24 protein-coding genes are annotated in these 24,964 nt (G+C 55.9%); 8 read left to right on the top strand and 16 right to left on the bottom strand.

The features are described 5' to 3' along the window. Nucleotides 1-110: 110 nt before the first annotated feature. From Yoon_RS16435 to smpB, 4 genes are all read right to left on the bottom strand, one after another. Nucleotides 111-1,295, bottom strand: a complete 1,185-nt coding sequence (locus Yoon_RS16435; protein ID WP_238113705.1) for an amino acid aminotransferase — start codon at nucleotides 1,293-1,295, stop codon at nucleotides 111-113. Next, nucleotides 1,295-2,161 carry a 3-mercaptopyruvate sulfurtransferase gene (gene sseA, locus Yoon_RS16430; protein WP_238113703.1) on the bottom strand — a complete coding sequence of 289 codons (867 nt, stop codon included), beginning with the start codon at nucleotides 2,159-2,161 and terminating at the stop codon, nucleotides 1,295-1,297. The genes Yoon_RS16435 and sseA overlap by 1 nt, the downstream gene beginning before the upstream one ends. A 171-nt stretch (nucleotides 2,162-2,332) precedes the next feature. After that, complete coding sequence (locus tag Yoon_RS16425; protein WP_238113701.1) at nucleotides 2,333-2,614, bottom strand: hypothetical protein; 282 nt, start codon at nucleotides 2,612-2,614, stop codon at nucleotides 2,333-2,335. 115 nt (nucleotides 2,615-2,729) lie between these two features. Beyond that, nucleotides 2,730-3,203 carry an SsrA-binding protein SmpB gene (smpB, locus tag Yoon_RS16420; protein ID WP_238113767.1) on the bottom strand — a complete coding sequence of 158 codons (474 nt, stop codon included), beginning with the start codon at nucleotides 3,201-3,203 and terminating at the stop codon, nucleotides 2,730-2,732. A 108-nt stretch (nucleotides 3,204-3,311) separates the two neighbouring features. Between smpB and Yoon_RS16415 the strand changes: the two genes are divergently transcribed. Both Yoon_RS16415 and Yoon_RS16410 read left to right on the top strand, forming a co-directional pair. Then, nucleotides 3,312-3,755, top strand: coding sequence for an ion channel (locus tag Yoon_RS16415; RefSeq protein WP_238113699.1), 444 nt, complete (start codon nucleotides 3,312-3,314; stop codon nucleotides 3,753-3,755). Then, nucleotides 3,752-4,936 (top strand): winged helix-turn-helix domain-containing protein, encoded by a 1,185-nt coding sequence (locus Yoon_RS16410; RefSeq protein WP_238113697.1) that lies wholly within the window; start codon nucleotides 3,752-3,754, stop codon nucleotides 4,934-4,936. The genes Yoon_RS16415 and Yoon_RS16410 overlap by 4 nt, the downstream gene beginning before the upstream one ends. Nucleotides 4,937-5,171: 235 nt before the next feature. Here Yoon_RS16410 and Yoon_RS16405 read toward each other — a convergent pair whose 3' ends face one another. Further along, a complete protein-coding gene (locus tag Yoon_RS16405; protein ID WP_238113695.1) occupies nucleotides 5,172-5,660 on the bottom strand; it encodes a hypothetical protein in 489 nt (162 codons plus the stop codon). A gap of 301 nt (nucleotides 5,661-5,961) precedes the next feature. Here Yoon_RS16405 and Yoon_RS16400 point away from each other — a divergent pair, with 301 nt between their 5' ends. Next, nucleotides 5,962-6,603 carry a DsbA family oxidoreductase gene (locus Yoon_RS16400; RefSeq protein WP_238113693.1) on the top strand — a complete coding sequence of 214 codons (642 nt, stop codon included), beginning with the start codon at nucleotides 5,962-5,964 and terminating at the stop codon, nucleotides 6,601-6,603. Nucleotides 6,604-6,631: 28 nt separating this feature from the next. On the opposite strand, the gene dapA is transcribed toward Yoon_RS16400, so the two are convergent. After that, nucleotides 6,632-7,504, bottom strand: coding sequence for a 4-hydroxy-tetrahydrodipicolinate synthase (dapA, locus tag Yoon_RS16395; RefSeq protein ID WP_238113691.1), 873 nt, complete (start codon nucleotides 7,502-7,504; stop codon nucleotides 6,632-6,634). 147 nt (nucleotides 7,505-7,651) lie between these two features. Between dapA and Yoon_RS16390 the strand changes: the two genes are divergently transcribed. Beyond that, nucleotides 7,652-9,643 carry a lytic transglycosylase domain-containing protein gene (locus Yoon_RS16390; RefSeq protein ID WP_238113689.1) on the top strand — a complete coding sequence of 664 codons (1,992 nt, stop codon included), beginning with the start codon at nucleotides 7,652-7,654 and terminating at the stop codon, nucleotides 9,641-9,643. Here Yoon_RS16390 and Yoon_RS16385 read toward each other — a convergent pair. Together Yoon_RS16385 and mnmD are read right to left on the bottom strand one after the other, a co-directional pair. After that, entirely contained in the window at nucleotides 9,608-10,471 is an 864-nt protein-coding gene (locus tag Yoon_RS16385) for a DMT family transporter (RefSeq protein ID WP_238113687.1), read from the bottom strand. The two genes, Yoon_RS16390 and Yoon_RS16385, sit on opposite strands and share 36 nt — an antisense overlap. Continuing rightward, the gene (gene mnmD, locus Yoon_RS16380) at nucleotides 10,461-11,144 is read right to left on the bottom strand and encodes a tRNA (5-methylaminomethyl-2-thiouridine)(34)-methyltransferase MnmD (RefSeq protein WP_238113685.1); all 684 of its coding nucleotides are present in this window, start codon (nucleotides 11,142-11,144) and stop codon (nucleotides 10,461-10,463) included. Before mnmD ends, Yoon_RS16385 begins: the two co-directional genes overlap by 11 nt. Nucleotides 11,145-11,192: 48 nt before the next feature. Between mnmD and Yoon_RS16375 the strand changes: the two genes are divergently transcribed. Further along, nucleotides 11,193-12,197, top strand: coding sequence for an FAD-binding oxidoreductase (locus Yoon_RS16375; protein WP_238113683.1), 1,005 nt, complete (start codon nucleotides 11,193-11,195; stop codon nucleotides 12,195-12,197). 6 nt (nucleotides 12,198-12,203) lie between these two features. On the opposite strand, the gene Yoon_RS16370 is transcribed toward Yoon_RS16375, so the two are convergent. Next, a complete protein-coding gene (locus Yoon_RS16370; protein WP_238113680.1) occupies nucleotides 12,204-12,863 on the bottom strand; it encodes a hypothetical protein in 660 nt (219 codons plus the stop codon). A 45-nt stretch (nucleotides 12,864-12,908) separates the two neighbouring features. Between Yoon_RS16370 and Yoon_RS16365 the strand changes: the two genes are divergently transcribed. After that, the gene (locus Yoon_RS16365; protein ID WP_238113678.1) at nucleotides 12,909-13,589 is read left to right on the top strand and encodes an endonuclease/exonuclease/phosphatase family protein; all 681 of its coding nucleotides are present in this window, start codon (nucleotides 12,909-12,911) and stop codon (nucleotides 13,587-13,589) included. Nucleotides 13,590-13,713: 124 nt separating this feature from the next. Here Yoon_RS16365 and Yoon_RS16360 read toward each other — a convergent pair whose 3' ends face one another. From Yoon_RS16360 to Yoon_RS16330, 7 genes are all read right to left on the bottom strand, one after another. Beyond that, a complete protein-coding gene (locus Yoon_RS16360; protein WP_238113676.1) occupies nucleotides 13,714-14,820 on the bottom strand; it encodes a Hint domain-containing protein in 1,107 nt (368 codons plus the stop codon). A 297-nt stretch (nucleotides 14,821-15,117) separates the two neighbouring features. After that, a complete protein-coding gene (locus Yoon_RS16355; protein ID WP_238113675.1) occupies nucleotides 15,118-15,948 on the bottom strand; it encodes a bifunctional allantoicase/(S)-ureidoglycine aminohydrolase in 831 nt (276 codons plus the stop codon). Nucleotides 15,949-16,043: 95 nt separating this feature from the next. Continuing rightward, nucleotides 16,044-16,802 carry a LamB/YcsF family protein gene (locus Yoon_RS16350; RefSeq protein WP_238113674.1) on the bottom strand — a complete coding sequence of 253 codons (759 nt, stop codon included), beginning with the start codon at nucleotides 16,800-16,802 and terminating at the stop codon, nucleotides 16,044-16,046. A gap of 12 nt (nucleotides 16,803-16,814) precedes the next feature. After that, nucleotides 16,815-17,822 carry a biotin-dependent carboxyltransferase family protein gene (locus Yoon_RS16345; RefSeq protein WP_238113673.1) on the bottom strand — a complete coding sequence of 336 codons (1,008 nt, stop codon included), beginning with the start codon at nucleotides 17,820-17,822 and terminating at the stop codon, nucleotides 16,815-16,817. Beyond that, a complete protein-coding gene (locus Yoon_RS16340; RefSeq protein WP_238113672.1) occupies nucleotides 17,822-18,544 on the bottom strand; it encodes an allophanate hydrolase subunit 1 in 723 nt (240 codons plus the stop codon). Before Yoon_RS16340 ends, Yoon_RS16345 begins: the two co-directional genes overlap by 1 nt. Further along, the gene (locus Yoon_RS16335) at nucleotides 18,541-18,933 is read right to left on the bottom strand and encodes a rhodanese-like domain-containing protein (RefSeq protein WP_238113671.1); all 393 of its coding nucleotides are present in this window, start codon (nucleotides 18,931-18,933) and stop codon (nucleotides 18,541-18,543) included. The genes Yoon_RS16340 and Yoon_RS16335 overlap by 4 nt, the downstream gene beginning before the upstream one ends. Next, complete coding sequence (locus Yoon_RS16330) at nucleotides 18,920-20,368, bottom strand: pyridoxal-dependent decarboxylase (protein WP_238113670.1); 1,449 nt, start codon at nucleotides 20,366-20,368, stop codon at nucleotides 18,920-18,922. Before Yoon_RS16330 ends, Yoon_RS16335 begins: the two co-directional genes overlap by 14 nt. A gap of 279 nt (nucleotides 20,369-20,647) precedes the next feature. On the opposite strand from Yoon_RS16330, the gene Yoon_RS16325 reads away from it, so the two are divergent. Next, a complete protein-coding gene (locus Yoon_RS16325) occupies nucleotides 20,648-21,790 on the top strand; it encodes an efflux RND transporter periplasmic adaptor subunit (protein ID WP_238113669.1) in 1,143 nt (380 codons plus the stop codon). After that, a complete protein-coding gene (locus tag Yoon_RS16320) occupies nucleotides 21,787-24,906 on the top strand; it encodes an efflux RND transporter permease subunit (protein ID WP_238113668.1) in 3,120 nt (1,039 codons plus the stop codon). The genes Yoon_RS16325 and Yoon_RS16320 overlap by 4 nt, the downstream gene beginning before the upstream one ends. The last annotated feature ends 58 nt before the right edge of the window (nucleotides 24,907-24,964 follow it).

Here is a 24,964-nt window from a genome sequence, read left to right as displayed (position 1 = left end):
TATAATGTTGCGCACTGGATCGCAACAAAAATATGCGCGCGCAGCAAATCATGCTGCGCGCGCAAAAGATCAAAGATACGCAGGACCCTCTCGGAACTCCTGCGGCGTGCTTAAATGCCCGCGTCAACAATCGCTTTGGCAAGGATCGGCACGGTTTGTGCATTCAGCCCAGCGATATTCATCCGGCTATCGCCGACCATGTAAATCCCATGCTCTGCACGCAGCTTTTCGACGTTTTCGGGGCTCGTGCCAAGCCGGCTAAACATCCCACGGTGATGTGCGAGAAAATCAAACCGGTCGCTATTGGTCAAACGTTTCAGCTCAGCCGCGAGTTTGGCACGCAGTTCTAGCATGCCGTTGCGGGTTTCTTCTAGCTCGGCTTCCCAATCGGCGCGCAGGTCGGCATCGTTCAAGATCGTGGTGACAACGCGGGCACCGTGATCGGGCGGGAAGGAATAGTTCTGGCGGTTCAAGAACGCGAGCGTCTGCTGTGCAAGCGCTTGTTGGGTGGCATCCTTGGCGATGGCCATCAACACGCCGGTCCGTTCGCGGTAAATGCCAAAGTTTTTGGAACAGCTTGCGGCGATCAGCACGTTATCAAAGCTGCTTGCAATCAAACGCGTGATCACGGCGTCTTCTTCGAGCCCGTCACCGAACCCTTGGTAGGCGATGTCGACCATTGGCACCGCACCACGTTCTTGCAGCTTGGCAATCACTTCGCTCATTTGGTCCAGGGTCAGGTTTGCCCCGGTTGGGTTGTGGCAACAGCCGTGCAACAGCACCACGTCACCTGCAGCCACATCGTCGAGGTCTGCAAGCAGCCCGTCAAAATCAACACCGCGTGTTGCCTCGTCGAAATAGCGATACTCGGCCATGTTCATGCCAAGATATTTGATGATCGACGGGTGGTTTGGCCATGTTGGGTTTGACAGCCAAACAGTCGCATTGGGCGCTGCCATTTTAATCAGTTCAAGCGCTTGGCGAATGGCGCCCGTGCCGCCGGGTGTGGCCACTGCTGCCACGCGGTCTGCCGCGACACTGTCAGCAAGCACGAGTTCGCGCATGGCTTTGCTAAATGCGGGATCACCAGCCAAGCCAGTATAGGCTTTGCTGCTTTGGTCGGCCAATATCCGACGCTCGGCTTCTTTGACGGCGCGCATTACCGGGGTGTTGCCGCTTGCGTCTTTATAGACGCCAACGCCCAAATCGACCTTATCGGTGCGCGGGTCTTCTTTGAACTTAGCCATCAGGGCCAAGATTTTATCGGCGGGCAGGGCGGTCAGGTTTTCCAGCATTAAGCAGCTCCGGTAGCGATTGGAAGGTCGGCGTACATGCCCCATTCGGACCATGAGCCATCGTAAAGTGAATGATCAGTCTTGCCGATCCGTTCAAGCGCGAGCGATAGGATCGCAGCAGTGACTCCCGACCCGCAGGTGGTGATAATTGGTTTTTGCATATCGACACCCGCGTCGGTGAACACGGTGCGCAGCGCATTCGCAGGCTTCATCGTTCCGTCGGCGTTGAACAAATCTTGGTAAAACACGTTGCGCGACCCCGGAATATGACCGGACCGCAGCCCTTCACGGGGTTCTTCGGTGTCGCCGCGGAACCGGGCTGGTGCGCGGGCGTCAACGATATTATGGTCACGTAGTTTGGCCGCGCGGGCGACTTGGGTGACGTCCTTGATCAAGTCCGGGCGTTGTTTCACCGTCATATGGCGGTCGCGAATTGTCGCGGGGGTTTTTGTGGTCTTATGCCCATCGGCCAGCCATTTGGGCAGACCGCCATCCAGCACGGCGATGTTTTCTTGGCCCATAAGGCGAAACAGCCACCAGACACGGGCTGCGGAAAAGAGCCCACTGCCGTCGTAGACAACGACTTGATGCCCGTCACCCACGCCCATTGCACGCATGCGGGACATGAATTTTTCAACAGGTGGGGCCGTGTGCGGTAATTCAGAACGCTGGTCGCTGACATCATCAATGTCGAAAAAGCGCGCGCCCGGGATATGCGCCTCGTCAAATTCAGCACGCCCATCGCGGTTTGCGTCGGGCAAATACCAGCTTGCATCAAAAATCCGCAGGTCTGGGTCTTTGAGGTGCGCGGAAAGCCAATCTGTGCTGACCAGTGTTTTGGGGTCATCGGGCGCAGAGTTTGTCATGGCATTCACCTTTCGTGGCAATTGCCGCAGAGGTAACGTGCGCAGGGAATTATGACAAGTAGAACCGCTGTGATTGGCGGGTTCTGATTGTGTTTTATCACCGAAATGACAGGCGATACGTTTGTTATGGCGCCCCAATTGACTATGCGGGACGCCAGATAATAGTCTGTGTTAGCTAGACATCTTAGATTTGATCATGCCAGCAATGGCTGTCAAAATCGCGCCGCCGCCAGCCCCACCGGCAACCTGTGTGACCATACCCATGATGTCGCCGCTGCCGCCTGCCGCCGCCGCGCCGCTACCTAGCAGCGCGATAAGTTGGCCGCCACCTGCGCCACCAATGAGCCCTGCAACCGTGTTGCCAATGGTCCCAAGCGAAAGACCCTTCATTGCCGTCCCGGCGGCATTCCCGCCAACTGCACCGGAAATAAGCTGAATAATCATCTGTTCCATAAATTCTCTCTCCCATATGGATCGTTATGTTTGACGCGTCAGCGCGATCCAAAAGCTGCGCTTGGAAGGGAGGTTAACTACAATTCGACGAACCGCAAAGGGTTTCCTGCGACAGTTAGTCGCCGTGGCGCAATAGCCGCTGCTTTTGGCGGCCCCAGTCACGCTTGGCCTCGGTCGCCCGTTTGTCGTGGTTTTTCTTACCTTTGGCGATGCCGATCTTTAGCTTCACCAACCCGCGGTCATTGAAATACATCACCAGCGGCACAAGCGTCATACCCTCGCGCTTGGTCGCATTCCACAGTTTCGAAAGTTCTTTACGGCTGACCAAAAGCTTGCGTTTGCGGCGTTCTTCATGGCTGAACATCGCGCGGTCATAGGGTGCGATGTAGGCGTTCGTCAGCCACAGCTCGCCGTCATCAACTGACGCATAGCTATCAGCGATATTGGATTGCCCAATGCGCAGCGATTTCACCTCGGAGCCATGCAAGATGATCCCGACTTCTAGATCGCTTTCAATCGCGTAATCATACCGGGCGCGCCGGTTCTCAGCGATGACTTTGTAATTTTTGTTTTCAGGTTTCTTTGCCATAGTCCGGCCGAGATAGGGCATGTTGCTGCGCGGAACAAGGGATTGCCGCTTTGCATTGCGCGTCATGGCGTTATGCTGCAAATTCGCACAGCTTTCAGGACCACCATCATGTTCGTTCAACTTGCCCTCGGCACCGCCTTACTTCTTGCGTCCATTTTTGTGGCTGGACTTAGTTTTTGGGCGATGGAGGGGATGACCGTGCGGATGCACCCCTGGCTTTCGCGCGAACCGCACCGAATTAAACTGATGCTTGTGCTTTGCGTTGCGGCGGTTTGGGTCATGGTGCAAATGACCGTGGGTGTCTGGATTTGGGCGTTGACTTTGCGCGGCTTGGGCGTGTTCGACGCGATGGAACCGGCTGTCTATTTCTCGCTTGTTGCGTTCACGACGTTGGGTTTTGGTGATATTTTGCTTCCGATGGAGTGGCGTCTTTTGGGAGGGTTGGCTGCGGCAAACGGGCTGCTCAATATCGGAATGGTGACAGCTTTGTTGGTCGAGGCATTACGCCAAGTACGGCTACAACAGCTTGCCGTGCGAAAGCCAAAACATTGAACGTTCCGGTTCTTAGCAACATTCAAGCTCGCCATGTGTTCTTGCAAAAACATGGGCTGTCGTCGCGTCCTTCTGGCGCAGGCAAAGGCACTGATCTTGCCGCTGTGATTGACGACCTTGGGTTTGTGCAGCTTGATAGTGTGAACACATTCGCACGCGCGCATGACCTGATCTTGTGGTCGCGGCGGCAACAGTACCGCCCGTCTGGCTTGCAAAACCTACTCCACCGCGACCGCGCTGTGTTTGAACATTGGACCCATGATGCGGCGGCAATACCTATCGCCAGCTTTCCATACTGGCGCATGCGTTTTGCCCGTGATGAGGCCCGGCTTGCGGACAGGTGGAAAGATTGGCGGCGCGACGACTTTATGTCAAAGACCCAAGAGGTGATGAACCGCATTTCCGATCATGGCCCTTGCACCTCGGGTCAGGTCGGCAAAGATGAAAGCCGTGGGTCCGGGGGCTGGTGGGATTGGCATCCGTCGAAAACTGCGCTCGAATTCTTATGGCGATCCGGGCAATTGTCGGTTCTACGCCGCGATGGGTTCACTAAAGTCTATGATTTGACCGAACGGGTGATCCCCGAAGCCTACCGCGCCCCGCACCCAGATCTGCACGATGCGATTGACTGGTGCTGCGCCGGTGCGATGGACCGGCTTGGCTTTGCGACAAGCGGTGAATTGGCTGCTTTTTGGGATAACGTCACCCCAGCAGAGGCCAAAGCCTGGTGTGCGGCCGCCCTTGCGGATGGGCGGCTCATAGAAATTGACGTGGAAGGCGCGGACGGCAAATTGCGCCGCTCATTCGCATGGCCGGATGTGATGGACCAGATCACAGCGCCCAGCCCGCGCTTGCGTATCTTATCGCCGTTTGATCCTGCGCTGCGGGACCGTAAACGCGCGGAACGGCTGTTTGGGTTTCACTACCGGATCGAAATATTTGTGCCCGCGGCCAAACGCAAATACGGCTACTATGTTTTTCCAGTGATGGAAGGCGATCAAATGATCGGTCGAATCGACATGAAACGTGACAAAGACGTGCTGGTCGTGCGGGCGTTCTGGCCCGAACCAGATGTGCGTATGGGGGTAGGGCGCGTGCGGGCGTTGGGGTGTGAGTTAGAGCGGGCGGCTACATTTGGTGGCTGTAATCGGGTCATCTATGTGGAGGGATGGTTGCAGTAGGTGGATCTTGCGTGCCTAGGGCAATTTCACAATTTGAAACGTCAGACACATTTGACCCTGTGCGTCACAAACGACCCCAAACCCGAAAAACAGACGTTTGCGCAACGCGCAGCGGATGTCAGGTTTAAGCCCAAAGCGTCAGTTTTCTGAAGTGCAGCGAACGGCACTTTTCTTGAAGCCTTAGGCACTGCTACCTGCTCAAATTCCGGCATTCCACGCAGTTCTGCTGAAGACGTTAGGCTACATGATCGAGCGCCTTAGCTAACATTTGGCTCGGTTCATCCTCATTGGAAATAGTGTAGACCCAACCCGGTAAATCGCACACCAGCCCCCAGTCGTCATCCGGCACGATTAGGTCAGTGACAATTCGCCATGGCTGGCGAAATAGGGTGCGGTATTTAAACGTCGCTACTGGGTTGCCTTCAACTTCGGCAGAGAACTCGCGGCAAAAAAGTCCTTGAGACCGAGCAATCCTGTTTACCTCACTGAGCGAAAGTAATGCATGCTTCCAGCCCGCTACTGTTCGTCCTCCTTCATCAAGAGCTATAAAAAACCAGCCCTCCGGATAGACTGCATAGAAGCCGTCTGCCGAGGCCACATAGCGGCTTTTGTGAGCCACGCGCGCATTATTTTCGGCAATCGCAACTACTAAGTTTTTACCACGATACGAGACGCTTTTATGCCATGGTTTAAGATGCAGCATCTTATTTTCCAGATAGTCCATTTCTAACTCAAACTAGCAGAACCGGACATTGGTGCAACTGCAGCGAAATCTCACTTTGTCCCGCACAGCAGACATAGAGGCCGGTTGCGCGCAATGTCCGGATTAGGTCAAAAATACTGGATATTGGGTCAGTTTTTCTTGGCCTGAACCCGTGATCGGATTGCCAAAAAACTGCTTGATAGAGTCAACGGCCTACCCCGTTTTACACACATCATTGTGTTATCTTGGTAATTTGATTGGAATCTTTGCCCCACCGCACCATGTAGGCAATTGATCTTTCTCAATCGGAAAAGCGTGCAACATGTCCCAACATCCTTTACGTATCGATATCATTTCTGACGTCATGTGCCCGTGGTGCATTATCGGCTATCGCCAATTGGCACAGGCGCTAAAAGACACTGGCACCCCGCATGAAATCCATTGGCATCCGTTTGAGCTGAACCCCGATATGCCCGCCGAAGGGCAAAACATGCGTGAGCATGTCGCCGAAAAATATGGATCAACCCCAGAGCAATCGGCTCAATCGCGCGCGCAGATGAAACAGTTGGGCGATGCGCTTGGCTTTGAATTTGCATTTTCGGACGACAAGCGCATGCACAACACCTTTGCGACCCATCAACTGTTGCATTGGGCGGGCGAGCAGGGTCGTAAGCATGATTTGAAAATGGCGCTATTTACTGCCCATTTTACCCATCACCGTGATCTGTCAGATATAAAGGTGCTTGCAGATATCGCGAGTGAGATAGGATTGGACCATGACGAGGCGTTGGCCGTTTTGGAAGACGGTCGGTTTGCGAACGCCGTGCGTGAACAGGAACGTTTCTGGATGCAACAAGGAATCCGCGGCGTCCCAGCGGCCGTGTTCAATAAAAAGCACCTCGTGACTGGGGCGCAAGGGGTTGAGAATTACACGCATATCTTGGGACAGTTGAAGGGCGTGTGAGGCAGGCGGGGCTAACCCCCGCCTTTCGTTAGTTCAACAAACCTGCATGTACCATTGCGGCGCGCAGCTTTTCTTTGGTTTCATTCGTCAACGGGGTGAGCGGAGACCGGACGTCTTCACTGCACAACCCCAACAAGGACATGCCATATTTTGCGCCAGCGACGCCGGGTTCGGTAAAGACGGCTTCGTGTAGTGGCATCAGGCGATCCAATTGGGTTAGCGCGGTGGCATAGTCGCCCGCCAATGTGCTGGCTTGGAATTCGGCACAAAGCTTGGGTGCGATATTGGCCGTGACCGAAATGCAGCCTAGTCCGCCATGGGCGTTAAAGCCCAGTGCGGTTGCGTCTTCGCCAGACAGCTGCAAGAAATCTGTGCCACAAGTCATACGTTGGGCCGGCACGCGTGACAGATCGCCAGTGGCATCTTTGACGCCGACAATCATGTCCAGTTTGGCCAGCTCACCCATCGTTTCAGGTGTCATATCGACAACTGAACGGCCCGGGATGTTATAGATGATAATAGGCAGCCCCACGGCAGCGGCGGCGCTAAAATGCGCGATCAGACCGGCTTGAGTCGGCTTGTTATAATAGGGCGTGACAACAAGGGCCGCGTTCGCACCCGCAGCTTTGGCGGCTTCGACAAGACGCACTGTTTCGACTGTGTTGTTGGACCCGGCGCCCGCGATCACAGGAATGCGTCCAGCGGCTTCTTTGACGACGGCGGCAACAACGGCATCATGTTCCGAATGTGTCAGCGTTGGGCTTTCGCCCGTTGTACCGACGGGGACCAAACCGTTTGATCCCTGTTCAATATGCCAATTGACGAGCTTCTTGAGCGCATCAATGTCCACTTGGCCGTTGTCAAACGGCGTGACGAGGGCGGGGAGTGACCCTTTGAACATAACGCGCTTCCTTGTGTGTGGGGGCTGAATCGCCCGTGTAAAATCGCGCGGACACTAGACGGGTTTGCGCCGATTGCCAAGTTTGTGAGTTGTTATTGCGGCTACCTGCGTTAGTTTATTTTTTGAACAGGCAATACGGCGGTTTTGATGCGATATTTACCTTTAGCTCTTGCGTTCTCCTGCGCGACCGTTGGCGTTGCTGCGCAAGAGGCTGATCCAACTGCTGTGGCAGCGATCACGACAGCGGACGTCGATTGGGACGCCGCGCAGACATTGGCGGCGCAAGCAGATTTGGTGACCGTTGATGTCTTGTCTTGGCTGCGTTTGTTAGACGGCGAAGCGCCATTTGCGGACTATGTGACCTTTGTTGCGGACCACCCTGATTGGCCCGGATTGGATCGCCTTCGCAAAGTCGCCGAGCCAATGATCCCGTCAGATCATCCTGCAGATACCGTGGTTGTATGGTTCGCAGAGGATGCCCCTCAAACGGGCGAAGGGGCGCAGCGGCTAGCGGCGGCGTTGTTCGCAAACGGTGAAGATGAACGCGCCAATGAGATTTTACGCAAAGCTTGGCTTGAATTAGGCTTGACGGATGACGGGCATGCGGCGCTGATGAACGCCTTCCCTGAACAACTTGCCCCCTACCACGCCGCGCGCGCAGATGCGATGCTGTGGCGTTCGCGGCGCAGTGACGCTAGGCGGATGTTGCCTTTGTTAGCGCCAGATCAACGTGCCGCTGTTGCTGCGCGGATCGGCTACATCGCGGGCACGCGGAACATGTTGCCGCTTTATAATGATGTGCCCGCCGCCCTGCGCGAAGATCCCGGTTTTGCATACGCTCGCTATAGTTGGCGTGCGCAGCGCGGGGACTGGACTGATGCTGTGGCGATGCTCGTCGATCGGTCCACCAGCCGCGCCGCCTTGGGCGAGCCGTTTCGGTGGGCTGGCTGGCGGCGGGTGCTTGCCCGGTGGGAAATGCGCGAAGGGCGCGCCGATCAAGCCTATGCTTTGGCCTCGCGGCATTATTTAGACGAAGGTGCCACCTATTCGGATTTGGAATGGCTGTCTGGATATATCGCGCTAACCTATCTTGGCGATCCCGCCCGCGCATTGACCCATTTTGAAAAGGCGGCGGATGCGGTTTCAACCCCAATTTCGATCAGCCGGATGCAATATTGGCAGGGGCGTGCCCAAGAGGTGATGGAGAATGCTGATTTAGCGGCGCTGGCTTATGGTGCTGCAGCCAATCATCAAACGGCGTTTTATGGATTATTGTCCGCTGAAAAACTTGGGCGTCCGCTTGACCCGACGCTCGCTGGCACCCCCGTCGATTGGGAAGGCGCGCCTGTCTTTGACCAACCGCTTGTGAAAGCCGCGTTTATCTTGCTTGCAGGTGGTGAACGTGGCGCGGCTGTGACGTTTTTTGCGCATCTTGGCAAGACTTTACCCCCAGAAGAATTGGCGCAAATTGGCGCTTATCTCGATCACCTTGACGAACAGTATTACACGCTCTTGCTGGGTAAGGTGGCGGTGACACGTGGGATCGTGATCCCGACGATTTACTACCCGATTCATGATCTTGCGCAGATGGATTTACCTGTTGAACCTGCACTGGCCTTGTCGATTGCACGGCGCGAAAGCGAATTTAACACGACTGTTGGCAGCCCCGTCGGGGCGCTTGGTCTGATGCAACTGATGCCCGGCACCGCCGAAGAGGTCGCGGGTGAATTGGGTCTTCCTTACGCGCGGGCCAAAGTGATCAACGATTGGCGCTATAACGCGACGCTTGGCGCGCAGTATTTAGCGGGTCTGCAAGAACAGTTTGGCCCGACGCCCGTGATGATTGCGGCGGGCTATAATGCGGGGCCGGGGCGCCCGCGCACATGGATGGAAGAACGTGGCGATCCGCGCCTGCGCGAAATGGATGTCATTGATTGGATCGAACACATCCCGTTCCGCGAGACCCGAAATTACGTCATGCGCGTCACAGAAAGCCTGCCGATTTACGAGGCCCGATTGACGGGTGAGACAGGCCCAGTCGCCTTTACAGACTTACTAATTGGCAAAAAGCCGTTGTTGCGCCCGGTCGCCCGTCCCGAACAATTAGGCCTTTTGCCGGGCGCGCCACAAGGTGAATAACCCAGCCCCAATAACAATCGCGCCACCCAAGGCGACATTCGGGCGGATGGTTTCACCCAAAACAAACACGCCAATCGCGCTTGCAAAGACAAGTTGCAAATAGGCGAAGGGCTGGACTGAACTCGCCTCCGCGACCTCGTAGGTTTTGATCAAGAGCCAATGACCTACGGCGCCTGTGACACATAGGGCAGCCATCCACGCCCAATCGTGGGACAACATTGGCTCCCATGACCGCGCACCGATAATGGTCATCAATACTGCCCCCGCTACACCGGTCCAAAAGAACGAGGTGGCGGTTTTGTCTTTGCGCGCAGCAAAGCGGGTCAGCAATCCGTAAAGCGCAAACATCAGCGCCCCGATGACTGGAATCACGGCGGCAGGCGCGAAAACACCGTAGCCTGGTTGTAAAATCACCAAGACGCCGACGAACCCGATTGCAATGGCCGCCCAGCGTCGCCAACCGACCTGTTCGCCCAGAACCGGGCCAGATAGTGCGGCGATCAACAGCGGGTAGCTCGCAAAAATGGCATGGCTTTCGACCAGCCCCAACATCACAAACCCAGTGATCAGGATGCAAATTTCACTCGCAAGCAAAAGCCCGCGCGTGATCTGCAAGATCGGTTGCTTTGTTGCCGCTGCCGCTTTGATCGATCCCGTTTGCCGGGTCGCGACCGTGATAACAAAAGCCGCAAAAAACCAGTACCGGATCATCACGATCATCAGCACATTATATTGCCCAGCAAGATGGGTGGATATCCCGTCTTGGACGGCAAACACAAATGTCGTTGCGATCATCAACATGATCCCAAGGCGGGCGTTATTCTGCATTGGGCATCCTTGCCTGTGTCATATGGCGTTTGCGTCCAAAGCCGGGGGTGCGGTTCACGGTGAACCCGGCAAGGGCAAGGCTTTGGCGGACGTGGCCCGCTGCGCTATAGGTTGCCGCAGTGCCGCCCGGACGCGTGTGTTCACCCACCGCACGCATTAAATCTGTCCCCCAAAGTTCTGGGTTTTTCGCGGGTGAAAACCCATCCAAAAACCATGCATCTGCCGCGTTATCCCATGCGGGCACCGTCTGGCGCGCGTCACCGATGATGACATCTAAGATCGGCCCATCAGGAAGCTGCGTTGGCCCCGCGCCGGGCACCCAATGCGCCAATAGGCAGGCCGCGAACTCGGCCACTTCGGGGAAATGTTTGAGCGCTGTGCGCATATCCTCAACCTCCATTGGAAAGGCTTCAAAGGACGTGAATTTTAATCTGCCCGGCCGCCCCGCCTGATCCCAAAGCGCCCAAGTCACCAGCAGGTTCAGCCCTGTGCCAAATCCCAATTCCGCAATCTGGAAATCACCCACAAACCGCGCGGGCAGGTCGTTGCCGTCCAAAAAAACATGGCGCGTTTCGGCCAGCCCATTGTCGAGCGAATAGTAGGGGTCATCAAACTGTGTTGAGATCGGCACACGGCCGTCCCGCCAGTCAAGGTCTGCGGTCTGGTTTGTCATTGAATCATGCCTTAAAGCTTGCGCCATCTTTGGGCGGAAGGATCAAGAATGGCAACGGCTGATGTGACAGTTATGGGCGCGGGCGTTTTTGGGCTTTCGGTTGCTTTCGCCTGTGCGCGGCGTGGTGCGCGCGTGCAGGTGATCGATCCGAACGGTGTGGCAGCAGGATCAAGCGGCGGCGTCGTGGGCGCACTGGCCCCACATGTTCCTGAAAACTGGAACGAAAAGAAAGCGTTCCAATTCGACAGCCTGATCAATGCGGAACAATTCTGGGCAGAGGTTTCAGAGTTAACGGGGGTGGATGTCGGCTATGCCCGTTCTGGACGGTTGCAGCCCTTGGCGGACGCAGGCGCAGTTGCGCTGGCGCATCGGCGGGCTACGACCGCCGCACAACTATGGGAAGGCAAAGCCATATGGGAGGTTATCGCCACACCCGATGACGCATGGATGCCGCCGTCGCCCAGCGGGTTTATTGTGCGCGATACGCTGTCGGCGCTGGTGCACCCACGTCGCGCGACGCGGGCGTTGGCGGATGCTGTGATTGCGCTGGGCGGGATGGTTGGTGCATCTGGTGATCCACAAGGCAGGATCGTATGGGCAACCGGATACGCTGGGGTGGTGGAGCTTGGCGGTGGCGGGGTTAAAGGGCAGGCAGCGCTGCTTGCATTTGATGCGAAAAACCAGCCGCAGTTGTTTGCAGATGCTTTACATATCATCCCGCATTGCGATGGCACCGTGGCAATCGGATCAACGACAGAACGCGATTTTGACGACCCGACCACGACCGACAACCAGCTTGACGATGTGGTGGAGCGGGCGCGGGCGGCCTTTCCGGTTTTGCGCGATGCACCTGTGATAGAGCGCTGGGCCGGGGTGCGCCCGCGCAGCCGCAGCCGTGCGCCTATCTTGGGGTATCATCCCAATCGGCCCGGTGAATTTGTGGCAAATGGCGGGTTTAAGATCGGGTTTGGAATGGCCCCAAAAGTTGGTCACGTGATGGCTGAGTTGGTGCTGGACGGGCTTGACCGTGTCCCAGATGGGTTTCGACCCTAAGCGCAGCTACTTGTTTAGGCGGTCTTTGGATTTTCGATACAGTTGCTTGTTCAGCGTGACAAACTGCCCAATCAAGCGCGCCATGATCCCAGAATCATCGCCGCGCAGATACACATAGCCTGAAAGTGCTGCGAAAAACGCGCCAATCGCATCGACAATCAAATCGCCCATCGTGTCCATCAGGCCGGATTTTTGCATGTTCAGTCCAAAGATCTGATCCATCGCAAATTCGAACAATTCCCAAGTCGCGCCAACTGTCATCGCCACGCAAAACGTGATGACAGCGATTGCGCTGGGCGGGGCGGCGTAACGGTCACCTTCGAACAGCATAAAGACAAACAAGAACCCCATCAGCCCGAACCCAACAGCCGATCCGCCGTGGAGCGCGATATCCCACCACCAATAGCGTTCATAAAAATCAAAGGCTTCGCCCATGAACACGGTGGCATAGGTAAACAAGGTGGTGGCGACCAAAAACGGGAGCGGTAGCGTAAGATGCAATCGCGACGCCAAGAACACGGGCGCGATCGCAAGCGTCAAGGTGCTTAAGGCGACAAAGGCCAGCGACCAGCGGCCGGTGAACACTGCGACAATTGCGGCCACAAAAAGTAACCCCCAGAGCACCAAAAGCACGCGGTTTTGTTCAAAAACCTTATCTGTGATCATAGCCAAGCCTTTTCTTAACGCACGCGTATCCCCATCTATCATAGCATGGACGCATATAATAAGGGCCTGCGGGTCGCGAGTTACAATATTCGAAAGGCCAAAGGGCTCGACCGCAAGCGCGATCCAATGCGCATTGTGCAGGTCTTGAACGGTCTGGACGCCGATGTGATCGCCCTGCAAGAGGCCGATCTGCGGCTCGGCGCCCGTCCCAGCGCAATTGCGCGCAGCGTGATCGAGACCGAGACGGATTTTGAAATTGTGCCAGTGGCGCGCAACGCCGTCAGCCTAGGCTGGCACGGCAATGCCATATTGGTCCGCAAAGGGATCAAAGCAGGCAAGGTGACCCATATCGACCTGCCGGGATTAGAGCCGCGCGGGGCTGTGCGCGTTGATCTGCCTGCCTTTAGCTTTGTCGCGGCCCATCTGGGGTTGATGCGACGGCACCGGGTGCGGCAACTTCATGCTATTGCCAAAGCATGTGACGGCGCTGACCGGGTGATTGTTGCAGGGGATTTCAACGAATGGTCCCCGCGCAAAGGGTTAGAGGCCCTGGGCGACTTCACCGTCCACGCCCCCGGCCACAGCTTCCACGCTGCCCGCCCCATCGCCGCACTCGACCGGATCGCGATGTCAAAAGGGATTGAGATGCGCGATGCGGGCGTCGTACAAGAAGGCCCTGCGCGCCATGCGTCAGATCATTTGCCAATCTGGGCGGATGTTGTGTAGCGGGGATGTAGATGACGAACGGCAAGTGCCAACCCAAAGTGAAATAAGCAGTCTGCGATGTGGATAACGCCTGATTCAGACGCACAAATATCATCTGTTTGGTAAACGCTGTGTTTGGGTTACATCAAGCGGAATAGACTGGCTTATTATTTGCCTGATGACGGTCTACTAATTTTTTAATGCGTTTGCCATGCGGCGGCACATGCCTTGCCGGTATGGGGTGACCTCCTTCATCTTTAAGACGCGGCAGGATTTCTTGTAGTTCTTTACGTGCAGTTGGTGACACACTCTTGAGAGCCTCTGGCCCGGTCAATAAGCTTTCGGTCGGCATTCCGTTTGAAAATACAATCTGGTGGGTATCGAAAAGTATATGGAAATATTCGATGCTAGCAGAACTTCCTTCTTCGGTATCGATGCCATCTAATGCCAAAAGTTTTACAGCAGGAATGAGAACCTCGTCGGTTCCAAACATGCGTTGTGCGATAGCAGAACGGACAAGCACGCGGTGTTGCCGCGACACCAACAGATCTTGCTTGGGGATGTTCTCACCGAGCGCACCTGATCGTATTCGAATTGGTTTTAGCTTGGGATTAAGTGTCAGATCGATACTGTCAAACGCGCATGACCCAATCCAACGAAGCGGGAGAAACCCCTCGTCGAGGGTCTTAACAAGCGTCCCCTCTTGCAATGTTTCTACTGGGACCTCTCCGTCGTCCGTCTGAATAAGTGTTCCACGTGCAAAGCAAACAGTTGTCGTGTTAATATCGGCTTCAATAGAAAATCGAACTTGCGTCGGCGCAGCATCGCCGGCACCGGTGTCACTAATACCAAATGAATCAAAACCGGTCTTAATGCGAAAAGACGAAATCGAAGCAGCAGATCCCGATCCCTCCAGCTCTCCACTTGTCGGGTTGATGCTATGGTCCGGATGCAATGAAATAATCTCAATTGCTCCATCAGCTATCGCATCGTTCAAATCAATGACAACACCATCCAGTGTGATTGCAATTGATTCAGCGTTGTTGAAATCGGCAATATAAATAACGGCTTCGTCTATGTGTGTGTCAAAATCAACTGTAAGGTCTTCACCCGAAAACCGGACCGAGCCCCAAGTGAGGCCATCAGACGTTGAAGTCGGCGAAATGGTGTTGTCGTTGGACACGGTATAACCAACACTAACCCCGTCAACGGTAAATGTACCTGTCGCCCCGTCGCTATAATCAGTTATCATCGATAAACCTCTCCCAACTCTTTATGGTCTCGCACTCTATGCCGTGCATATTACCGCCATATGTTTTTCGTGTTAGTCTTTAGCCCTTGTTATACGCATGTTATGTCAAGGGTCTACCGTTGGATGCATTCTGCGTGTTCTCGCTGATAGCGTTTAAAGTCTGGGATGGCAGAAATGGAAAAGCGGTCATCCTTCATTTATAACAGACGCACACTGCGTCTAGCACAGCGGTCATTTTATTATTCCAGTTGCTTATGTGAACGCCTTGATCAGTCGCAGGAGGTTTCGGCGGTAGGGCTATCTCACTCGCCCCAACGGCATGTGCCGGTTCACGTCTTTATAGAGCAGATACCGGAATGGCCCAGGCCCGCCTGCGTAGCAGGCTTGGGGGCAGAAGGCGCGTAGCCACATGAAATCTCCGGCTTCGACTTCGACCCAGTTTTGGTTCAGGCGGTAGACCGCTTTGCCTTCCAGTACATATAGCCCATGTTCCATCACATGTGTTTCGGCAAAGGGGATGACCCCGCCGGGTTCTAATGTGACGATGTTCACATGCATGTCGTGACGCATATCTGTGGGGTCGACGAAACGGGTCGTCGCCCATTTTCCATCAGTGTCAGGCATTTCGACTTTGATTGCATCGGCGTCAGAGGTCACGAATGGCTCTGGCGCGGCGATCCCATCAACGGCTTGATAGAGTTTGCGCACCCAGTGGAATGTGGTGGGCGCGTCGGTGTCATTTGTTAGCGCCCAATCGGCACCCGCTGGCAGATAAGCGTAGCTGCCTGTTTGCAGCCTATGGGTTTCATCGCCAATCCGCAGGGAAAACCCACCATCAACAACAAAAATAACGCCTTGCGCATCTGTTTCAGGTTCAGGGCGGGTGCTGCCGCCACCGGGGGCGACGTCCATGATGTATTGGCTGAAGGTCTCAGAAAACCCAGACATGGGCCGTGCGATCACCCAAGCGCGTGTTCTTTCCCAAAACGGCAGATTGCTGGTGACAATATCGGTCATCGTTCCTTTGGGGATCACCGCGTAAGCGTCTGTAAACATCGCGCGGTCAGTCAACAATTGTGTCTGCGGTGGCAGGCCGCCCTTGGGGCTGTAATATGGTGTGTTTGACATGGATGATCTCCCTCAAGGGCAGTTAACGCGACCGGCAGCCCAAACGAAAGAGCTAAGCGCCGCATAGGTTCGTTCGGTTTTCTTTGAAGGTCGCGTCAGAAGGTTTTGAGAGTGACGCCCGCCGCTTGCAGGTGGTCGCGAATGTCGCGTGCCATATCGACCGCTGCGGGGGTGTCGCCGTGCAGGCAGATCGTGTCGATCTGGCAGGGGATGTGCTTGCCGCTTTCCGCAATAATCGCACCAGCGTTGAGCATATCAAGGATACGCGGCGCGGCGATGGCGGCATCATGCAAGACAGCGCCCGGCTTGCTGCGGTCTACCAACGTGGCATCGTCATTATAGGCCCGATCCGCGAAAATCTCGCCAGCCCATGCACAGCCGAGATCACGCACGATCGTTTCCATCGCTGTGGCTGCGAGCACCATGATGGTAATGTCAGGATCGACCGCGAGGGCCGCAGTATAGCAGGCGCGTGCCAGATCAGCATCGACACTGGCCATATTCGACAACGCGCCGTGTAGTTTCAGGTGTTTGACAGTGCCGCCTGCGCGGCGGGCGATGGCTTGGGCCGCGCCGAGTTGATAGGCGACGGCATTCGCGATTTCCGTATGCGAAAGAGGCAATTGTCGCCGTCCGAACCCTTTGAGGTCGGCAAACCCCGGATGCGCCCCGATGCCGACGCCGTTTTTTATCGCACGGCCCATGGTTTGCGCCATCACGTCGGGGTCGCCCGCGTGAAATCCGCAGGCAATATTGGCGGAGGTCACGATCTCAAGCAAGGCAGCATCGTCACCCATTGTCCAAGGCCCATAACCTTCGCCCATATCGGCGTTCAAATCGACGGTGCGTGTCATAATGCCCCCAAGCTATAGATCGTTGCCAGCGGTTACGCCGCTGATCAATTGATAGCTGAGCAAATCAGCGATGTCATGCGGGTCGCGGGTGATCGGTGCGGTTTGCGTCCGCAGCGCGGCCAATGTGGTCTTATCAGACACCGCTGTCGCATCGGCCTGTTGTACGGTCACAAAAGCGAACTGTAGCTTCACGCCGGGGCCTGCTTGCGCAATAATCGGCAGATCTGCGGGTAAAACGCTACCGATCCTTGGGTAGCCGCCGATGGTTTGGCATTCTGCCAGCAACACATAAGGTACACCGTCGCCCGTCATTTGGATATCCCCCGGCACGATCAGATCAGAGGTGATGTTGCGCCCGCCGCTGAGGCCAAAGGGGGCATCATCATAATCAAGCCGCATGCCTTGTCGGTTGCCACGCGGGCTGCGCGTAAACGTAGTTGCGGCAAAGCGTGTCAGCATCGCGGGATCAAAGAAATCAGTCTGGGGGCCGGGCATCACACGGACCGTTCCACCGGCGAACCGTTCCGCCACGGTTAACCGCATGGGCGGTGCCAGCGGATCAGTGTCTTTCCCAAGTGGCACGGTCGTCCCAGCTTGTAAAAGCCCACCAATGCCCGCAGTCAGATGCGCGGCGCGGCTGCCCATGATCTGCGCGGTGTCGATGCCTCCTGCAAAAGAAAGATAGCCGTAAACCCCTTGCTTTGCGCCGCCAATCGTCAGCTTTTGTCCCGCGCGTAATAGCAGGCTGGTGTTTTGCGGCACGGGTGTTGCATCAATACTTGCTTGCATTTCTGCGCCCGTCAGCGCGATCCGCATGTCGCTGTCTACACTAAACACCCCGCCATAGCCCATCATCTCAAGCCCGGCTTGGATGGGGGCGTTCAGAATTGCGGCAGCTTCAAGAATGGCCAGGCGATCAGCTGCGCCACCAGTCGACAGGCCTTGGGCAGTCCAGCCGGGGCGGCCGAGGTCTTGGAGCGTGACGCCGGGCCCGATGCTATGGAGTGTCAGTTGCGTCATTAGGTGGTCACCGAAACTTGCGCGCCACCATTCGTGTCGCTGCGGTCTTTGAGGCTCATGAGTTCAGCGTCTCCTACCGCGCAAAATTGCACGGCATCGCCGGGTTGAAAGGCAAATGGGTCAGGGGTGTCTGGCTGATAGACACGAAAAGCCGACTGCCCAATGTGACGCCAGCCTGTCGGTGCATCAGCTGCAAAGATAATCAATTGTCGGACTGCGACGACCAAGGCCCCGTTGGGCATCTGCGCGGTGAGCTTTGATTGACGGGCGATGTCCCAATGGGGTGGCAACATGCCCAGATAGGGCTGGCCGGGCGCAAACCCTAGCGCAATAACACGCAAGCGTTGTGCGGTGATTTCAGCCACGGCTTGATCGGGCGTGACACCTGCCAATGCGGCGGCTTCGGCCAATTGCGGGGCGTGATCGGGGCCAAAGGCGACAGGAATTTGCCACAGACGGCGCGGTCCGCTGTCTGTGACCTCTTGCTGCGTGAGCCGTTCAGATAGGGTCTGCACAAGCGCGTCTCGGGTAATCAGTACTGGGTCGAACCCGACCTTGACCGAGGTCAGGGAGGATGCGACCTCAACCACGCCAGTGAGCTTCGCCGATTTGAGCCGTGTCGCAAAAGCGATTGCGCGTGTGTTTGCCGCTTCGCTGAGGGTGCGGGCAAAGCGTACCAAGACCCCATCAACGCCAAGCGGGCAAATTTCTGGTTCGGTCATGTGCAGGGCTCAATCGGGCCGTCGTGTTTGGCCCAGTCGATAAACCCATCTTTTAAATGCGCTGCCTCAAACCCCATCTCGTTGAGCTTGGCGACCGTCAGCGCCGACCGCCAGCCAGAGGCGCAGTGGAAGACAAAGCGTTTCTCTTGGGCGAAGATATCTTTGAAATAGGGGCTGTCGGGATCAACCCAAAATTCGACCATGCCGCGTGGGCAGTGAAAACTGCCGGGAATAGCACCGCTGCGCTGGCGTTCGCGCACATCGCGTAGATCGACGAAAATGACCTGAGGATCATCGACCATGGCGATGGCATCGACAGTGTCGATTTCGGAGATTTTAGCACGGGCGGCGGCCACCATTTGGGCGGCGGTTACCTTAAGCTGTGGCAAAGATCCTCTCCTGCAGCAATTGCGTCCCAATCTTATGTGTTGCTGTCAGAAGAACATCAAGATCGGTATACGCAGTCCGGTGATTGGTGATATTCACCCGGATCACAGTATTGCCGTTTAGGATGGTCGTCGAGGGGGCTGCAACCCCATCAAGTTGCAGGCGCACCACAATTTCTGCGTTGAGCTTGCACAGGTCTACGTCCGGGGCGACGAACCGGAAACAGCAGATATTCAACGCCACCGGCGCACAGAGTTCAAAGGCAGAATGCGCGGTGACTTGATCCGCGAGATATTGTGCTTGTTCGCAGTTTTGGCTGATCAATTGCCCCAGTTTATCGGTGCCATGTTCCATTAACTGCGCCCAGATTTTCAGTGCGCGGAACCCGCGCGACAATTCGGGCCCGTATTCGGTTGGCCACGGGTTGCCAGCGGCCAGCCCCCGCTCGGCCGCGGCAAGATAGTCTGGGCGTTCAGAAAAGGCGCGGCGGTGCGCATCTTCATCGCGGATCAAGATGAACCCAGCATCGTAATTCACATGCAACCATTTATGGAAATCGAACGCGATGCTGTCGGCGCGGGTGAGCCCTGACAGGCGCGGCTTGATCTGATCACTTAGGATTGCGGTGGCGCCAAAGGCTCCATCGACATGGAACCACAGGTTCTCAGTCGCCGCGATATCCGCCAGCGTATCAAGATCGTCGATCGCTCCGACATTTACCGCACCGGCAGTGCCGATAATTGCGAAAGGCTTCAGACCTGCGGCCCGGTCTGACGCAATCGCGGCTTGTAGTGCAACAGTGTCCATTTCAAACGCATCGTTCACCGGAATTTTGCGCAAAGCATCGCTACCAAGACCCAACATATCAAATGTCCGTGCGACACAAGAATGGGTCTGGGTCGATGTATAGCCGACCAATCCGGGCTGCACGCCGGATGTGCGCGCTGCAAAATTGTTCATCCGGTCACGCGCCGATTTGAGCGCGATTAGCGTGGCAATAGAGGTGCCAGAGACGACCAACCCACTGGCGGTATCGGGAAACCCGAATATGGCTTTACACCAACTGACGACTTGCTTTTCGACATATATTGCGCCGTGGTCGCGCCCACCAAGATTAGCGTTCATCGCCGCCGCGACCATATCTGCGATAATATTCGACGGGGTGCCTGACCCGTGGACCCAGCCAAAGAAACGCGGATGGGTATTGCCAACACCATAAGGCAAAAGCGCAGTCATCTGCGCATCGGTCGCCGCTGAATCGCCTTGCACGGGGACCGGCGGGCATTTTTTTAGATCTTCCGGCGGTGCCGTCCACACTTTTCCTGTGCCACTGCGGGCCATTTGATCGATGGCGCTATCCAGCATGTGATGCGCGCGCGCGCGAAATTTGTCCCAGTTTTCTGGGTCAAGCGAAGGTGTGTTTGGGAAATCAGTCATGTGCCGAATAGGAGGGTTGCCGCGAAAAATGACAAGCGCTGAAATCACTTTTTTGAAATACTAAAAATTTGCTTTATCTAGTGCGAAGCATAGGCGTTTACGCGAAATACGTGCCCCTTAGGGACACAATCTACGAATTGCGTATAGATGATATGCAAAAATACGTAGGTTTTTCTAGGGGGACGTACTGGTAACAACGGACGCGTGCCCCTAATTAAGACAAAATTACGCGCGCCGCGATGGCCACCGAAACCACTATTGGACCAAAAGGAATACAACATGTCACAAGATGGTGCGCCGGATTTGACGGGGAAACTACGGTTTGATGGCGATAAGGGAGCCGGGCGTTCGAAATGGGTTGCCATTGCGATGGGGCTCGCGATGGTCGGTTGGATGGGCAGCGGTCAATTCGCGCCAGAGACCTCAGAAGAAGAAACCGTCGAAGACGCAGCGCCGAGCCTTGTGACCGTGGCCGTAATTCCGTCTGCTGCGCAAGATGTACAGTTGGTGCTCACCGCTGAAGGGCAATCAACGCCAGATAGGTCCACCCAAATCCGCGCGAAGGCAGACGGCCAAATCATGTCGGTGCTTGTCGAACGCGGTGATCTGGTGACTGCGGGCCAAGAAATTGGCCGCATCGATGCCGAAACAATTGAGGCGCAGGTCTTACAGGCGCAAACGCAATTAGCCCAAGCCACGCGCGACTATGATAATGCTGTCGCGCTACAAGATCGCGGTCTTGCCACCGAAGACCGCGTTTCTGCCGCGCGCGCTGCCGAGGCCGCAGCAGAAGCTGCGGTCACTGCAGCGGTCGAACAGCTTGATAACACAATTATCACCGCGCCATTTGCAGGCCGTTTGAACGATATGACCTTGGACGAGGGCGAATTTGTGAACAATGGCGATACCGTGGCCGAAGTTCTCGATAACGACCCGTTGACCGTTGTTGTGCAGGTCCCGCAGCAAGCGCTGTCGCGATTGAACAAAGGTGACGCCGCGCGGGTGTCTTTCATCACTGGCGAAGAGCGCACGGGTGTCATTGGCTTCATCGGCAGTAACGCTGATGCGCAGACGCGCACATTCCGTGTTGAGGTAACAGTAGATAACCCAAATAGCGAAATGCCTGCTGGGTTGAGCGCACGGATCGAAATTCCAACCGGGCAGGCGCGTGGTCACTTTATTTCACCGGCGATTTTGTCGTTGGGCACCAGCGGTGATCTTGGTGTAAAGACCGTGGCCGAAGGCAATATTGTGGCCTTTAGCCCCGTAACGATCGTCCGGGCGCAACCCGATGGCATTTGGGTGACAGGCTTGCCAGAAGCGGCCGACATCATTTCTGTCGGGCAGGGTTTTGTGACGGCAGGTGACAGGGTGAACCCGCAGCCGCCTGTTGCGGCACAATCCGCGGATGCGTCACAATGAACGCGCTCATCGATGCGGCGTTCAAACGCAGCAAAGTCGTTCAACTGATCCTCGTATTCCTGCTGATCGTAGGGGCCGCGTCCTATGTGGGAATCCCTAAGGAAAGTAACCCAGAGATCCCGATCCCCGTCGTCTATGTTTCGACCAGCCTCGACGGGATTTCGCCTGAGGATTCAGAAGACGTTCTTGTTGGCCCGATGGAAGTCGAGTTCGCTTCGCTGACGGGCTTGAAGTCCATGACTGGGACCGCAAGCGAAGGCCATGCAAGTGTTCAGCTTGAATTCGAAGCGGGCTTTGATTCTGACGACGCTTTGGACAAGGTGCGCGAGGCCGCTGACAAAGCCGAAAACGAACTGCCTCAAGACGCGAACGTCACGGTGACCGAAATCAACACCGCGCTGTTTCCGATTTTGACGGTGATCCTGTCCGGTCCAGTGCCCGAACGCACGCTCAACACCATCGCCGAAGACCTCAAAGACGATATCGAAGCGCTGGGCGGCGTGCTTGAGGTAGACGTGGGTGGCAAACGTACAGAGTTGCTAGAAGTTCTCATCGATCCTACGGTTTTTGAGACCTACAACCTGTCCTTTGATGAATTGATCAGTTCGATCACCCGCAACAACCAGTTGATTGCCGCAGGCGCCATCGAAAGCGAAGCAGGGCGGTTGGTGTTGAAGGTCCCGGGGTTGATTGAAGACCTTGAAGACGTAATGGAACTACCAGTGATGGTGCGCGACCAGACGGTTGTGACCTTTGCTGACGTCGCCACAATCCGTCGTACATTTGTGGACCCAACCGGATTTGCGCGCATCAACGGCCAGCCCGCGCTTGCGCTTGAGATCAAGAAACGGTCCGGCGCGAATATTATTGAAACCGTGGCCGCCGTGCGCGAGGTTGTCACCAAGTCCGCCGAAGCATGGCCTGAAAGCGTGCAAATCCGCTATACGCTGGATGAAAGCGAAACAGTGGTTTCGATGTTGTCGGATCTCGAAGCCAACGTGATCGCGGCGATTTTCCTTGTGATGGTTGTCGTGGTTTATGCGCTTGGGTTTCGGTCGTCGATCTTGGTCGGGCTTGCAATCCCCGGCGCGTTCTTGACCGGCGTCGCGGCATTGTTTTTGATGGGCTACACGATGAACATCGTTGTGCTCTTCTCGCTCATCCTCGTGGTGGGGATGCTGGTGGATGGTGCGATTGTGACTGTTGAACTGGCTGATCGATACCTGCACGAAGGGCAATCCCCTAAATCGGCCTATGCGCAGGCAGCCAAGCGGATGGCCTGGCCGATCATTGCATCGACCGCAACAACGCTATGTGTGTTTTTACCCCTGTTGTTTTGGCAAGATATTGTCGGCCAATTCATGAAATTCCTGCCGATTACCGTGATTGCCACATTGGCGGCATCGCTGTTTATGGCGCTGGTGTTTATCCCTGTGATGGGAGGCCTGATTGGCAAACGCCAACCCCAATCTAAGAAAGCCAAAGCACAGATGTATGCGGCGGAACGTGGTGATCCACGCGATATGACTGGCTTTATGGGGGGCTATGTCCGTGTTCTTGAATGGTCGCTGCTGCGCCCGTGGGTCACGCTCAGCTTTGCAATTATGGCGCTGGTCGGATCGTTTGTCGCTTATGGCACCTTTGGCAACGGCTTGACGTTCTTCCCGTCGGTTGAACCGGATTACGCCCAAGTCGAAGTGCGCGCGAAAGACAATTTTTCGGTCTACGAACAAGACGCATTGGTGCGTCAGGTCGAAGACAAGCTTGAGACTTATGACGAAGTCGCCAGCATCTATGCGCGGTCTGGTTCGTCTAGCAGCACGGGCGATGTGATCGGGTCGATCCAGCTTGAGCTGCAAGAATGGGACACGCGTCGCCCTGTTGCGCTCATTGCCGAAGATATTCGCGCTGATATGGCACAAATTCCAGGCATCGATATTCAGGTGCAAACCGATTCCGGTGGCCCGGGCGGCGGCAAGCCAATTAACCTTGAGGTGCGCGGTCGCAACGTGGCCGATCAAGAGGCTGCGGTGCAAATCATCTTGAATGAGATGGAACGTATGGGCGGGTTTATCGACGTGGTCGACAGCCGCCCCAGCCCCGGCGTGGAATGGCAAATCAGCGTGGACCGCTCTGAGGCGGCGCGCAGTGGCGCCGATGTTGCCTTGCTTGGGCAAGCGGTACAGCTTCTGACGCGTGGGATTACGGTCGCGGATTATCGTCCTGATGACACCGATGAAGAAGTCGATATCGTTGTGCGTTTTCCTGCCGTTGACCGGACATTGGCCGAATTGGAATCACTGCGCGTGCCGACGGCATCAGGGCTTGTGCCAATCTCGAATTTTGTGTCGTTCATTCCAGCGCCGCGCAGCGGGATCATCACACGCATCGACCAAGAACGCGTTGTAACGATCTCTGCGGATGTCGCACCGGGCGTGCTTGCCAATGATCAGACAGTTGCGCTTGAAGAAGCATTACCGAGCTTGGGCGTTCCTGCTGGGATTGAGGTCAAATTTGGCGGCGAAGCCGAGGATCAAGCATCATCGATGATCTTTTTGATGGGCGCGTTTGTAGCCGCGATTGGGCTGATGTTTGTGATCTTGCTGACGCAATTCAACAGCTATTGGCAGGCGTTCATCGTGATGTCCGCGATCATCTTTTCCATCGCTGGCGTCTTGGTTGGTCTGATGGTGACGGGGCGTCCGTTTGGCGTTGTTATGGGCGGGATCGGTGTGATTGCGCTTGCCGGGATCGTTGTGAACAACAACATCGTGCTGATCGATGCCTTTAACGAATTCAAGCGCGACGGCTTGTCATCGCTCGAAGCGGCCCTGCGCACGGGTGCGCAGCGTTTGCGTCCGGTTGTGTTGACCTCTGTCACAACGGCGCTTGGGCTTATGCCGATGGTAATCGGGTTGAACATCAACTTTTTCACCCGCGAAATCGTCTATGGCGCACCGTCTAGCCAATGGTGGACCGAACTATCAAGCGCAATCGCGGGCGGTTTGGTTTTCGCGACACTGCTAACGCTATTGGTGACCCCGGCAATGCTGATGCTCGGCGAACGGCGTGCAAAGCGGTTTGTTGGGAATGGACCATTGATACTTGGTGAATGAGGTGAGGTTCGTCGGACGCCTGATGATTTTGACCATTAGGGTTATTCGCCGACCCAAG

Source organism: Yoonia sp. I 8.24 (genome assembly GCF_022096995.1).
In the GTDB taxonomy this organism is placed as follows: domain Bacteria; phylum Pseudomonadota; class Alphaproteobacteria; order Rhodobacterales; family Rhodobacteraceae; genus Yoonia.
The sequence above is the reverse complement of the archived record's forward strand: the minus strand, read 5'-3'. Positions and strand labels throughout refer to the sequence as shown.